Origin of the sequence: Arenibacter arenosicollis (assembly GCF_014397245.1) — a bacterium.
GTDB classification, from domain to species: domain Bacteria; phylum Bacteroidota; class Bacteroidia; order Flavobacteriales; family Flavobacteriaceae; genus Arenibacter; species Arenibacter arenosicollis.
The window spans coordinates 17,505-29,921 of the sequence record NZ_JACLHY010000032.1 but is presented as its reverse complement, the minus strand read 5'-3'; the positions used below and the strand labels follow the sequence as shown (position 1 = coordinate 29,921).

At 38.9% G+C, this 12,417-nt stretch carries 14 protein-coding genes; 13 read left to right on the top strand and 1 reads right to left on the bottom strand.

The window, feature by feature from the left end; genetic code table 11:
• Positions 1 to 376 precede the first annotated feature (376 nt).
• The 12 genes from recR (at position 377) to H4O18_RS20210 (ending at position 9,822) form a co-directional block, all read left to right on the top strand.
• Entirely contained in the window at positions 377 to 994 is a 618-nt protein-coding gene (recR, locus tag H4O18_RS20265; RefSeq protein ID WP_187588102.1) for a recombination mediator RecR, read from the top strand.
• 98 nt (positions 995 to 1,092) lie between these two features.
• Positions 1,093 to 2,487 (top strand): dihydrolipoamide acetyltransferase family protein, encoded by a 1,395-nt coding sequence (locus H4O18_RS20260; protein WP_187588066.1) that lies wholly within the window; start codon positions 1,093 to 1,095, stop codon positions 2,485 to 2,487.
• Positions 2,488 to 2,646: 159 nt separating this feature from the next.
• Positions 2,647 to 3,885, top strand: coding sequence for a DUF481 domain-containing protein (locus H4O18_RS20255; RefSeq protein ID WP_187588064.1), 1,239 nt, complete (start codon positions 2,647 to 2,649; stop codon positions 3,883 to 3,885).
• Positions 3,886 to 4,011: 126 nt separating this feature from the next.
• Positions 4,012 to 4,788, top strand: coding sequence for a 3'-5' exonuclease (locus H4O18_RS20250; RefSeq protein WP_187588062.1), 777 nt, complete (start codon positions 4,012 to 4,014; stop codon positions 4,786 to 4,788).
• Positions 4,789 to 4,894: 106 nt separating this feature from the next.
• Positions 4,895 to 5,506, top strand: a complete 612-nt coding sequence (locus H4O18_RS20245; RefSeq protein ID WP_187588060.1) for a fumarylacetoacetate hydrolase family protein — start codon at positions 4,895 to 4,897, stop codon at positions 5,504 to 5,506.
• On the top strand, positions 5,507 to 5,845 hold the full coding sequence (locus H4O18_RS20240) for an Hpt domain-containing protein (protein ID WP_187588058.1): 339 nt from the start codon (positions 5,507 to 5,509) through the stop codon (positions 5,843 to 5,845).
• Complete coding sequence (locus H4O18_RS20235) at positions 5,845 to 7,092, top strand: competence/damage-inducible protein A (protein WP_187588056.1); 1,248 nt, start codon at positions 5,845 to 5,847, stop codon at positions 7,090 to 7,092. The genes H4O18_RS20240 and H4O18_RS20235 overlap by 1 nt, the downstream gene beginning before the upstream one ends.
• 72 nt (positions 7,093 to 7,164) lie before the next feature.
• A complete protein-coding gene (gene rpmB / locus H4O18_RS20230) occupies positions 7,165 to 7,401 on the top strand; it encodes a 50S ribosomal protein L28 (protein ID WP_031444792.1) in 237 nt (78 codons plus the stop codon).
• A gap of 21 nt (positions 7,402 to 7,422) precedes the next feature.
• Complete coding sequence (rpmG, locus tag H4O18_RS20225; protein ID WP_031444791.1) at positions 7,423 to 7,605, top strand: 50S ribosomal protein L33; 183 nt, start codon at positions 7,423 to 7,425, stop codon at positions 7,603 to 7,605.
• 6 nt (positions 7,606 to 7,611) lie between these two features.
• Positions 7,612 to 7,764: a DUF4295 domain-containing protein gene (locus H4O18_RS20220; RefSeq protein ID WP_187588054.1), complete on the top strand. Its 153-nt coding sequence runs from the start codon at positions 7,612 to 7,614 to the stop codon at positions 7,762 to 7,764.
• Positions 7,765 to 7,855: 91 nt separating this feature from the next.
• Positions 7,856 to 8,818, top strand: coding sequence for a signal recognition particle-docking protein FtsY (gene ftsY / locus H4O18_RS20215; protein ID WP_187588052.1), 963 nt, complete (start codon positions 7,856 to 7,858; stop codon positions 8,816 to 8,818).
• Entirely contained in the window at positions 8,815 to 9,822 is a 1,008-nt protein-coding gene (locus H4O18_RS20210) for an alpha/beta hydrolase (RefSeq protein ID WP_187588050.1), read from the top strand. Before ftsY ends, H4O18_RS20210 begins: the two co-directional genes overlap by 4 nt.
• A 52-nt stretch (positions 9,823 to 9,874) precedes the next feature.
• Here the strand turns inward: H4O18_RS20210 and H4O18_RS20205 are convergent, their stop codons facing one another.
• Positions 9,875 to 10,963 carry a serine hydrolase domain-containing protein gene (locus tag H4O18_RS20205; RefSeq protein WP_187588048.1) on the bottom strand — a complete coding sequence of 363 codons (1,089 nt, stop codon included), beginning with the start codon at positions 10,961 to 10,963 and terminating at the stop codon, positions 9,875 to 9,877.
• Between the two features lie 119 nt (positions 10,964 to 11,082).
• On the opposite strand from H4O18_RS20205, the gene rimO reads away from it, so the two are divergent.
• A complete protein-coding gene (rimO, locus tag H4O18_RS20200; protein ID WP_187588046.1) occupies positions 11,083 to 12,390 on the top strand; it encodes a 30S ribosomal protein S12 methylthiotransferase RimO in 1,308 nt (435 codons plus the stop codon).
• The last annotated feature ends 27 nt before the right edge of the window (positions 12,391 to 12,417 follow it).

The following is a 12,417-nucleotide window of genomic DNA, read 5'->3' as shown; positions in this document are numbered from 1 at the left end:
ATTAAAGACTTACCTGGACATGACTTTTTTGTTCGAAAAAAATGTAAATATACTTAGGAAGCTTACCGTCAAAAGGCTATTTGTATCGGTGAATTGAAATCCGGCTTTAAGTCATTTTCTTAAATATTTGGGATTTGGGTTTGTTGATTGTAGGAATATTTACACTTTTTTCCAATTGGCCAAAGACCAACTATATGATGTTTATTTTGCTAATTGAAAATATCAAGGTGCTGTGGCTTTGGCTAGAAGCACATAAATTAATGACAGTGAATGGCCTGAAAAGAGATTTGAGAAAAGGTGGTTTACTGTGTTTTCTAAATTTTTCTTTTAGAAAGAATGCCTTAATTTAATGGTATAAAATTGTAATTTTGTGCTTATGGAATTTTCTTCTAAATTACTCGAAAACGCGGTATATGAGATGTCCCAATTACCAGGAATAGGTAAGCGCACGGCATTGAGGTTGGTCTTGCATCTCTTAAAACAGCCAAAAGAGCAGACTGCTAGATTGGCGGAAGCCTTGGTCAATTTAAAGGACAATATTAAGTTCTGCAAGAACTGTCATAATATTTCGGATGTAGAAGTTTGTGAGATTTGCTCCAATCCGAGGAGAGACGAAAGTGTAGTCTGTGTAGTTGAAGATATTCGGGATGTAATGGCAATAGAGAATACAGGGCAGTTTCAAGGTTTGTACCATGTTCTTGGAGGTAAAATTTCCCCGATGGAAGGAGTGGGTCCTCAGGACTTAACTATTTTTTCTTTGGTAGACAAGGCAAAACAGGGAAAAATAAATGAATTGATTTTTGCGTTAAGTTCTACTATGGAAGGCGATACGACCAATTTTTATATTTACAAGCAACTGGACGGATTGGGTATTAAAACTTCTACCATAGCAAGGGGTATTGCCGTAGGGGACGAATTGGAATATGCAGATGAAGTTACTTTGGGAAGGAGTATTCTGAATAGGATTCCATTCGAGAATTCATTAAAAGTTTAAATATCATTGGTGAAAAGCATGAATAAAAGTCAAAAAAATGGTCTTTTATTTATTATTTTTGCAAATTATTAATCATTATTAGTGTATTAAATAGGGATATGTCAAAATTTGAACTAAAATTACCACAAATGGGCGAAAGTGTTGCAGAGGCTACACTTACCTCCTGGCTGAAGGAAGTTGGCGATGCTATAGAAATGGATGAAGCTGTTTTTGAAATTGCCACCGATAAGGTAGATTCCGAAGTTCCCAGTGAGGTAGATGGCATTTTGGTTGAGAAATTATTTAATATAGACGATGTTGTTAAGGTGGGGCAGACGGTTGCTATTATAGAAATAAACGAAAGTGGAATGGACGGGGACCATGATCAGGACGATCATGTTTCATCAATGAAATTGGATTCGCCAACAAAAGAGGTCGAAGAATTGGAAGTTGGGGTAAAGGAAGCTCGAGAAACTGCTACGGCACCGGTATTGGATTATAGTGGTACTGACCGATTTTATTCCCCATTGGTTAAAAATATTGCGAAGCAGGAGGGTATAACCATTGCGGAACTGGATACTATTACGGGAACTGGAAGTGAAGGAAGGGTGACCAAAAATGATATTTTGGATTATATAGCTGCTGGAAAATCAAGCGGTGGACAGCCTTTTAGTGAAAATGCTGAAACACGTGTAGAAACTCCTAGGGCTAAGGTTGAGCAAGAAGAAAAGCCTGTTCCTGTTAAACCAGTGGAAACAAAACAAGAAGCTGTTAAACCGGCATCTGAGAAGGAAGAGCCCGGTAATGGAGACGAGCATATACCTTTGACTCGAATGGGGAAATTAATTGCCCACCATATGACAGCCAGCATTGCTACCTCGGCCCATGTACAAAGTTTTGTTGAGGTTGATGTTACCAATGTGGTAAATTGGAGAAATAAGGTTAAGGATGCCTTTGAAAAAAGGGAAGGCGAGAAGCTTACCTTTACCCCGATCTTTATGGAGGCAGTGGCCATTGCCCTGAAAAAATACCCTATGATAAATATATCTCTAGAGGGAGATACAGTTATAAAGAAAAAGAATATCAATATAGGTATGGCTGCGGCCTTGGCCGATGGAAATTTAATAGTTCCAGTTATCAAAAATGCCGATCAGTTAAATCTGGTGGGTATGGCAAAAGCTGTAAACGATCTGGCCAAGAGGTCCAGAAATAATGCATTGAAGCCAGATGAGGTTAAAGACGGTACTTACACTGTAACCAATGTTGGAACTTTTGGCAGTGTTTTTGGCACGCCAATCATCAATCAGCCACAGGTTGGTATACTGGCACTGGGCGCTATACGTAAAATGCCTTCTGTAATTGAAACCAAAGAAGGCGATTTTATAGCCATCAGAAGTAAAATGTATCTTTCCCATAGTTATGACCATAGAGTGGTAAACGGTGCTCTAGGTGGAATGTTTGTAAAAGCTGTAGCCGATTATCTAGAGGCTTGGGATGTAAATAGGGAGGTGTAGATGTTGCCTTAAATCAATTTCTATTTATTAATAGTAAAACCTATTGTACTGTATTCATATAACACATTATAATAGGTTTTGGTTATATTATAGGCATCCTTGGAATTTAACGGTCACATCCATTTATATTTGGCAATACCAACCAAATACCTATATAAAATGCAACATCCTTTTAGGCGGATGAAACGATCTATCCTATTTTTTGTGTTACTGCTTCCTTTGTCACTAATGGCGCAGAAAGAACCCCTTAAATTATTTACAAGCTGTAATTGCGATAAGAATTACATTCGGCAAGAATTAAATTTTGCGGATCACGTGCGCGATAAGGCCTTGGCCAATGTTACTCTGTTTATATATGATATAATTAATGGCAGCGGAGGACGTAATTATAATATGGAATTTGAGGGTTATGGAGATTATGAGGGCATTACCAATAAAATAACTTATGAAACAACCGCCAATATGACTCCGGACGATGTTAGAAAGGGGTTGTTGTCCCAGGTTAAAATTGGTCTGCTAAAGTATGTTATGATGTCCGACCTAGCGGATAAAATAGAATATTCCATATCCAATAAAGGTCTTGCAGAACGATTGGACATAGATTTTGATGACCCCTGGAACAATTGGATTTTCGAAATCAGGGGGTCTATGAAATTGGATAAGGAATCCAGTAGGAACGAGTTTGAATACGAAGTTGGTTTTGAAAGTGATCGAGTAACGGAAAAATTGCGGATACGGACCGATGTTCAAATGAATCAATATAGAAGTAGGTTCGAGAATAATGGAGAGGAATTTACCAGTAGCAAGGAGACATACTCCGGTTATGGTAGCGTCGTACACAGCTTATCCGATCATTGGTCAGCCGGTATCTTTGGGGGTGCCAAACACAATACGTATACCAATATAGATTTAGCTTTGGATCTTCGGCCGGCCATCGAATATAATATTTTTCCATATCGTGAAGTATTACGCCGCGAAATTGTGTTTGCTTATAAAATTGGATACCTCTATAATAATTATATTGAAACTACCATCTTTGGAAAGGATCAGGAATCTTTTTTTAATCACTCAATGAACGTTCAGGTACGGTTCAGGCAGCCTTGGGGAAATATATCTTCAGTTTTGTCCGCTTCCAGTTTTTTGAGCGACTGGACTAAAAATCGTCTTCAAATGAACAGTTGGTTGTCGGTAAGGATATTTAAGGGGTTGGCAGTGAGATTTTCTGGGGACGTAAAGTTTATAAAGGATCAAATAAACCTACCCGCTGGTTCGGCTTCCATTGAGGACGTGCTTCTTCAGCAAAAACAGATCGCCACCAATTACGAAATGGGTTTTGGGATAGGACTTAGTTATACCTTCGGTTCGGCATTTAATAATGTAATCAATACCAGGTTATAATAATCTAGAGGTCAAGGGCAACAGATGAAGTGCTATTAATGGGATTGGGGTTGTTTGTCGAATAATGTTGGTTATTCTTTTCCCGTACATTTTGTAAAAACTATATTTGCATAAAGAACCTACAGCATGCAATTAAAGCTTACAAGACCTATTTGTTTTTTCGATTTGGAGACTACCGGCACCAATGTGGCCAAGGATAGAATAGTGGAGATTGCTATTCTAAAGGTATATCCAAATGGGAATAAGGAGAGCAAGACGTGGTTAGTTAATCCAGAAATGGAAATCCCTGCCGAAGTGGTGGCAATTCACGGCATTTCCAATGAAAAAGTGGCAAATGAGCCTACTTTTAAACAGCTCTCCAAAGAAATTCATAAAATGATCAAGGACTGTGATTTGGGAGGTTATAATTCCGATCGCTTTGATATTCCGCTTTTGGCAGAAGAGATGCTACGCGCCGAAATTGATTTTGATATGAAGAATGCTGTTTCTGTAGATGTGCAGACCATTTTTCATAAAATGGAGAAAAGGACCTTGGAAGCCGCCTATAAATTTTATTGTGATAAGGATTTGGTCGATGCCCATAGTGCCGAGGCGGATACCACTGCAACTTATGAAGTGCTTTTGTCGCAATTGGATAGATATCCCGAACTGGAAAATAATATTAAAAAGCTTTCGGAATTTACTACAAGAAAACAATCGGTGGATTTTGCTGGATTTATAGTGTTGGATGAAGAAGGGGAAGAGGTTTTTTCTTTTGGAAAACATAAAGGGAGAAAAGTACATGATGTCTTGGAAAAAGAACCAGGTTATTTTGGTTGGATTTTGAATGCGGATTTTCCTTTGTATACCAAAAAGGTTCTGACTCAAATAAAATTGAGCAAATTGAATAACAAACTGGGGTAGAAGTTGGGTGGTTTTGAAAAAAAATGTTCATTTTCTCAATGGATTGCGCAGCTCTTTTCTACAGTCTGGCCATAAAAATGCCAAATTCTAAAGAACACTTATTATCATGAAAATTATTTGTATTGGCCGTAATTATACGGAGCATATAAAGGAATTGAATAACGAAAGACCTACGGATCCGGTATTGTTTATTAAGCCGGACTCAGCGGTGTTGCCAAAGGAACAGGATTTTTATATACCTGAATTTTCCCAGGATGTTCATTATGAAGTGGAGGTATTGGTAAAAATAAAAAAAGTGGGTAAACATATAGATGTTCAATTTTCCCATAACTATTATGATGAAATTGGTTTGGGAATCGATTTTACGGCCAGGGACATTCAATCCCAATTAAAGGAGAAGGGATTGCCTTGGGAAAAAGCAAAGGGTTTTGACGGCTCTGCGGTAATTGGTAAATGGTTGCCAAAAACCAATTTTAAGGATTTAAACAATATTAGTTTTCAACTTAAAAAGAACGATAAATTGGTACAGGAAGGTAATACTGGTTTAATGCTGTGGAAGATTGATGAAATAATATCCTATGTTTCCCGTTTTTTTACATTGAAGAAAGGTGATGTTATTTTTACTGGAACACCTGCTGGTGTTGGTAGAATAAGTGCAAATGATTATCTTTCGGGTACCTTGGAGAATGAACAAATGTTCTCATTAAATATAAAATAGATGATTTATAGTCTGGACAAGATAAATGAAATGGCAGATGGTGATGATGAATTCATTAAATCTGTCGTTGCTGTTTTTTTGGAAGAAGTGCCTCAGGATTTGGATGAACTTGAGAAGGCATTGGGGTTGAAAAACTATGATAGTGTTTATAAATTGGCGCATAAAATTAAACCTAATGTAGATTTGTTGGGCATGGAGCAAACACGTGAAATAGCCTTGCAGATTGAAACTTTGGGAAAAAAGGAAGAAAATACGGCAGAAATTCAGCGACTGGTGCCCTTACTTAAAAAGGATGTTCAGCAAGTGGTTTCAGAATTGAAAAATGACTTTAAGATTTAATGTTTGCTGAAATAATAACTATTGGCGATGAGATTCTCATTGGTCAAATTATAGATACAAATTCTGCTTTTATTGCCCAAGAACTCAATAAAATTGGGGTCTCTGTTTATCAGATTACCTCTGTGCAAGATGAAAAGATTCACATATTGGAGGCTCTTAAAGAAGCGGAATCCAGAGCCGACATCATAATAATGACGGGTGGTTTGGGCCCAACCAAAGACGATATTACCAAACACACGCTGTGCGAATATTTCAATGATAGTTTAGTGGAGAGTCCAGAGGTGTTGGCCCATGTTGAGGCTATCTTCAGAAAACACCTTGGAATTCCTTTGTTGGAGGTTAACAGAAATCAAGCATTGGTACTTTCCAAGGCCGTTGTTCTCCATAATGAATTTGGTACAGCTCCGGGAATGTGGATTGAAAATGAAGGGAAAGCTTTTGTTTCATTGCCAGGAGTTCCCTTCGAGATGAAAAATTTAATTACGTCAAAGGTTATACCTAGAATAATAAAGGAGTTTAAGCGTCCTTATATTGTTCACAAGACGATTGTAACCTATGGTATCGGGGAAAGTTCGCTTGCGGATAAGATAGCATCTGTAGAGGATAACTTGCCCAGTATTGTGAAATTGGCCTATCTGCCGAGTCTAGGCTCTGTAAGGTTAAGGCTTACGGCAAAAGGAAGCGATAGTGAATTGATAAGTTCCGCCGTCAATACCCAGGCGGAAAAAATTAAAGCGTTGATAGGCGACCTTGTTTATGGCGAGGAAGGGGATGAGCCTTTGGAATCGGTAATTGCCCAACTATTGACCAAAAAGGGCATGACCTTGGGGACGGCGGAAAGTTTTACTGGAGGTAAAATTGCCCAACAGATAACCAGCATGCCAGGTGCATCTGCTTATTATAAGGGAAGTATTGTAAGTTATGCCACAGAAGCCAAAATAGAGCTACTTAAGGTGTCTAGGGCAACTATAGACCAATTTTCAGTGGTAAGTGCAGAGGTTGCTCTGGAAATGGCTACCAATTTGCGTAAAATATTAAAAACGGATTTTGCCATCGCCACCACAGGTAATGCCGGTCCAACAAAAGGGGATTCCAATGCAGAGGTAGGAACCGTGTTTATAGCCATCGTTTCTCCCAAAGCAGAAGTAGTAGAGGAGTTTCATATGGGAAGTCAGAGAGAAAGAATAGTGCAAAAGTCTGTAAATAAGGCATTTGAAATGCTTCAAAAAGAAATTTTAAAATTCTGACAAAGAATTTTGTCCGTCCCATAAAATTAATTTAAATTTGCACCCTGTTTATAACAAAATAAAAGTAGAGAGATGTCAAAAGTTTGTGATGTTACTGGAAAGAGAGCCATGTTTGGGAACAATGTGTCCTTCTCGATTAATAAAACCAGAAGAAGATTTGATGTAAATCTTTCTAAAAAGCGTTTCTATATTCCAGAAGAAGATCGTTGGGTAACCTTAAAAGTTTCCGCTAAGGCTTTAAAGAGTATAAATAAAAAAGGAATTTCCGTTGTTTTAAAAGAAGCAAAGGAAAAAGGATTAATAAAATAATCCTGAAATACTAAGATAATAATGGCAAAGAAAGGTAACAGAATTCAGGTTATTTTGGAATGTACAGAGCATAAAGAATCTGGCATGCCAGGTACTTCAAGGTACATAACCACAAAGAACAAAAAGAACACTCCAGATAGGATGGAAATTAAAAAATTTAATCCTATCCTTAAGAGAATGACAGTTCATAAAGAAATTAAATAATACGTCATGGCAAAGAAAACGGTAGCGAGTTTACAAACAAGTTCAAAGAGATTGACCAAGGCCATTAAAATGGTAAGGTCACCTAAAACAGGTGCTTATACTTTTCAGGAGTCTGTAATGAGTCCAGAGTTGGTAAACGACTGGTTGAAAAAGAATTAAAAACCTAAATATATTTGGTTATAAAGCTACTTTCTAATGAAAGTAGCTTTTTTATTTTTATATCTTTGATGAAAAGGAATATGCCAAGAATATGAGTTTATTTAAGAAAATTTTTTCCACACAAAAAAAGGAATCTTTGGACAAGGGTCTAGAAAAGACCAAGACCAATTTTTTATCCAAACTAAGTAAGGCGGTAGTAGGGAAGTCCAAAGTAGATGATGACGTTTTGGACAATTTGGAGGAGGTATTGGTTTCCTCGGATGTTGGTGTAAATACCACCCTAAAGATAATAGATCGTATAGAGGCAAGGGTGTCCAAGGATAAGTACTTGGGGGTAGATGAACTTAATGCCATCTTGCGGGAAGAAATAGCGGGATTGTTATCCGAAACCAATTCCGGAGTTGAGACCGAATTTACTGTGCCCTTAGTGAGAAAACCTTACGTGATCATGGTGGTTGGTGTCAATGGGGTAGGTAAAACTACAACTATTGGTAAATTGGCCTATCAATTTAAAAAACAAGGTCTAAAGGTGATGCTGGGTGCTGCCGACACCTTTAGGGCCGCCGCAATAGACCAGTTACAGGTTTGGGCAGATCGAGTAGATGTTCCCATCATAAAACAAAATATGGGGAGCGATCCGGCTTCTGTGGCTTTCGACACCCTTAGTTCGGCCCTTAAACAGAATGTGGACGTAGTGATTATTGATACTGCTGGCAGATTGCACAATAAGGTTAATTTAATGAATGAATTAACAAAAGTGAAACGGGTTATGCAGAAGGTGGTAGAAGGCACTCCGGATGAAGTCCTTTTGGTATTGGATGGTTCCACTGGGCAGAATGCATTTGAGCAGGCTAAAGAGTTTACCAAGGCTACAGAGGTAACTTCCTTGGCGGTTACCAAATTGGATGGAACGGCAAAAGGTGGCGTGGTAATAGGTATTTCAGATCAATTTCAAATCCCGGTAAAATATATAGGAGTCGGGGAAGGAATGGATGATTTACAAGTATTTAATAAGGTTGAGTTTGTAGATTCTTTTTTTAGTGGCAAGCGATGAGGATAATTCGCGGGGTATTTAAAGTTGTGTTTCTTTTGTTTGCCTTGCTGGTAACAGCTTATTTTTTGGGTCCCAAGGTAGATAAGCCTGTATTGACAATGGATTTGCCAAAAGTGGACACGGATTTAAATACGCTGAACAACAATCTTCTACAAAAGGAAAAGGCCAATACAAAAATTAAGACCAATAATGAATCCCGTATTATATGGTACGATTCAATTCCCGCTATAACAGAATATTCCATTTTATATCTCCACGGCTGGTCTGCCAGTCATGAAGAGGGAGCTCCCCTGCATTCTGAACTGGGAAGGAGATATGGAGCCAATGTATATTTGCCGAGATTAAAAGGTCATGGGGTACGTGATGATGATGCCTTTTTGAATCTAACGGCAGGGGATTACTTCGATTCGGCCAAGGAAGCTTTCGCAATTGCAAAAAAAATAGGAAGAAAGGTTATTGTTATGGGAACTTCTACAGGAGGTACCTTGGCGCTTTATTTGGCCCATGGCGAGGAGGATATTGCTGGACTTCTTCTGTATTCCCCCAATGTGGAAATCTACGATCCAACGGCACCCTTATTGTCTGGACCTTGGGGATTGCAATTAGTAAAAACTATTATGGACGGGGATTACTACGAGTCCGAGGCAGATTCCTTGAAACAGGCTTACTGGACCACAAGGTATAGGGTAGAGGCTTTGGTGCAACTACAGACCTTGTTGGATGAAACCATGAAGCCTGAGGTTTTTCAGAAGATTCATCAACCTACATTTTTAGGATACTACTATAAAAATGAGGAAGAACAGGATGAGGTAGTGTCGGTTCCTGCTATGCTGGAAATGTATGATCAATTGGGGGTTAAGGATGGCATGAAACGAAAAGTGGCTTTTCCTAATGTAGGCAACCATGTAATGACCTCCTATATTACTTCAAAGGACTTGGGTTCTGTAAAAGAAGAAACTATTAGGTTTTTAGAGGATGTTATTAAGCTTCCCCCGCTGGAATAATGTTTTTTTGTGCATCAATAGCCTCAAGTGGGAGATTTTGGAGATAATCACGCTAGTCTATTACATCATTTAGTTTTTTCCATAAATCTGTATCAAAGGAGGTAGGTCCCAATTCTTGCTCTTCGGCAGAGTCGCCCATGCGTATAACTACCAATCCCTTGCTGGGTACCACATAAAGCTTTTGGTCCAAGGCACCCAGACCAGCTATGAGGTCGTCCGGAGCATCAGGAATTAATTTTCCGGAGAACAGTTCTTCCGATCCGGGTAATCTAAAGTTGCTTTTTCCATTTAGCCACCAGAGGTAACCATATGACTTGTTCAAATCTTGGGAAGTATTGGTCATGGCTTCAAAATAGCTGGGATCGTCTAGAATTTTGTCGCCATTCCAAATCCCTTTGTTGAGATTCAAGAGTCCAAAACGGGCCATGCTACGGGCATTGCTAAAATATAGATTAAGATAGCCTGTTTTTATCCAAGATCCTTGCATCCCTATTTTGTTTCGCACCTTCTCATTAAAGTAATCCTTGAAATCTTGCTGAACAGCACCACTAACAATATTGTCCAAAAGTGTATAGGCGGCATTGTGGTAATACCAAAATGTGTTGGGGTCATCCTTGTATATTAAACATTCCTTATCGGTACAGAAGCTGTTTTCACCAGTGAAATCCAGGCCGGTAGTCATGGTAAGGTGATTGTTTACGGTAATCTGTTGCTCCTGTTCGGGACTAAGGGTAGACCAGCCTGTTCCCATATAATCCGAGGAGGCATTGTTTATGGATAGTAAACCTTCCTGTTGGGCAATTCCTACCGTAAATGCGGTCAAAGTTTTTGCGGCCGAGTTCCAAGTGTGGTTTTTAGAAGCGCTAAAGCTTCCAAAATATTTCTCCAAAACAATTTTCCCATCCTTCAAAAGAATAAAAGCATCGGTGTTATTGGTTTCAAGGAAGTCGTAAAGTGGCTGTTCTCCACTGGAATTCCATTCCAATTCCTCAAGCGATACGGTTTTCCATTCCTCCGAATTCAATGGGGGAAAATACATTTCCTCTTCAGGTGGAATGGGCACTTCATCATCACTGCCCTTTGAACATCCCATTACGAAGCAAATTGCAAACAAATAGGTAATAAGAAAGCGGATTTTCATAAGACTTTATAGCTTAGAGTTCAAGTGGTTATATAGGTTTAACGTTAAAAAAATAAAAAAAGATATAATGGGACTACAATCTTTTTTCAAGTTGTACTTTTGCACTTTATTTGAAAAATATGCGTACTAAGTCACTTAAGAAGAATAGGATCAATGTAGTAACCTTGGGATGTTCCAAGAATGTTTACGATTCGGAGGTGTTGATGGGTCAATTAAGGGCCAATAACAAGGAGGTTGTACATGAGGAGGAAGGTAATGTTGTAGTGATAAACACTTGTGGTTTTATTGCCAATGCCAAGGAGGAGAGTGTAAATACCATTTTGGAATACGTTCAAAAAAAGGAAGCTGGTGAAGTGGACAAGGTGTTTGTTACAGGCTGTTTAAGTGAGCGTTATAAACCGGATCTTCAAAAAGAGATTCCTGATGTGGATGAATATTTTGGGACCAGTGAATTGCCTAATTTGTTAAAGGCCCTGGGAGCGGATTACAAGCACGAGCTTATTGGGGAGCGTTTAACGACAACCCCTAAAAATTATGCGTATTTAAAAATTGCAGAAGGTTGTGATCGTCCATGTTCCTTTTGTGCCATTCCTATAATGCGAGGTAAGCACAGGAGTACGCCTATAGAAGATCTTGTTACTGAAGCCAATAAGTTAGCGGCCAAAGGGGTTAAGGAATTGATCCTTATTGCACAGGACCTTACCTATTACGGACTTGATCTTTATAAGAAAAGAAATTTGGCGGAATTGCTAAATGAGTTGGTGAAAGTGGATGGCATAGAATGGATCAGATTGCATTATGCTTTTCCAACCGGCTTTCCTATGGATGTTTTGGAGGTGATGAAGCGTGAACCAAAAGTTTGTAATTACTTGGATATTCCATTACAGCACATTTCAGATGCCATATTGAAAAGTATGCGTCGCGGAACTACTCAGGCCAAAACAACTAAATTACTTCAGGATTTTAGGGCTGCGGTTCCCGAAATGACGATCAGGACCACCTTGATAGTGGGTTACCCTGGGGAGACAGAGGAAGATTTTCAAACTTTGAAGAGTTGGGTGGAAGAGATGCGTTTCGAAAGATTGGGCTGTTTTACGTATAGCCATGAAGAGAATACCCATGCCTTTAATCTTATAGACGACGTTCCCGAGGAAGTAAAACAACAAAGGGCATCGGAGATTATGGAACTACAGTCGCAGATTTCATGGGAGTTGAACCAAGAAAAAGTAGGTAAGACACTGCGTTGTATCATAGACCGTAAGGAGGGTAAATATTTTGTAGGGAGATCTGAGTTCGATTCCCCAGATGTGGATAATGAAGTGTTGGTAGATGCCGCAAAGCATTATTTAAAAGTAGGGGAGTTCGTGAATCTAAACATTTTTGAGGCCGCCGATTTTGATCTTTATGGTGAACCGGTTCAGCTATAGCGGGTTTTGGTTTAGGTAGGTGTTGTG

What these genes read in the sequence shown, in the direction of transcription:
- H4O18_RS20245 (WP_187588060.1), top strand. Translation starts at nt 4,895, where the DNA reads ATGAAAATTATTTGTATTGGCCGTAATTATACGGAGCATATAAAGGAA.
- ftsY (WP_187588052.1), top strand. Translation starts at nt 7,856, where the DNA reads ATGAGTTTATTTAAGAAAATTTTTTCCACACAAAAAAAGGAATCTTTG.
- H4O18_RS20210 (WP_187588050.1), top strand. Translation starts at nt 8,815, where the DNA reads ATGAGGATAATTCGCGGGGTATTTAAAGTTGTGTTTCTTTTGTTTGCC.
- H4O18_RS20260 (WP_187588066.1), top strand. Translation starts at nt 1,093, where the DNA reads ATGTCAAAATTTGAACTAAAATTACCACAAATGGGCGAAAGTGTTGCA.
- rpmB (WP_031444792.1), top strand. Translation starts at nt 7,165, where the DNA reads ATGTCAAAAGTTTGTGATGTTACTGGAAAGAGAGCCATGTTTGGGAAC.
- H4O18_RS20255 (WP_187588064.1), top strand. Translation starts at nt 2,647, where the DNA reads ATGCAACATCCTTTTAGGCGGATGAAACGATCTATCCTATTTTTTGTG.
- rpmG (WP_031444791.1), top strand. Translation starts at nt 7,423, where the DNA reads ATGGCAAAGAAAGGTAACAGAATTCAGGTTATTTTGGAATGTACAGAG.
- H4O18_RS20240 (WP_187588058.1), top strand. Translation starts at nt 5,507, where the DNA reads ATGATTTATAGTCTGGACAAGATAAATGAAATGGCAGATGGTGATGAT.
- rimO (WP_187588046.1), top strand. Translation starts at nt 11,083, where the DNA reads ATGCGTACTAAGTCACTTAAGAAGAATAGGATCAATGTAGTAACCTTG.
- H4O18_RS20235 (WP_187588056.1), top strand. Translation starts at nt 5,845, where the DNA reads ATGTTTGCTGAAATAATAACTATTGGCGATGAGATTCTCATTGGTCAA.
- H4O18_RS20250 (WP_187588062.1), top strand. Translation starts at nt 4,012, where the DNA reads ATGCAATTAAAGCTTACAAGACCTATTTGTTTTTTCGATTTGGAGACT.
- H4O18_RS20205 (WP_187588048.1), bottom strand. Translation starts at nt 10,963, where the DNA reads ATGAAAATCCGCTTTCTTATTACCTATTTGTTTGCAATTTGCTTCGTA.
- recR (WP_187588102.1), top strand. Translation starts at nt 377, where the DNA reads ATGGAATTTTCTTCTAAATTACTCGAAAACGCGGTATATGAGATGTCC.
- H4O18_RS20220 (WP_187588054.1), top strand. Translation starts at nt 7,612, where the DNA reads ATGGCAAAGAAAACGGTAGCGAGTTTACAAACAAGTTCAAAGAGATTG.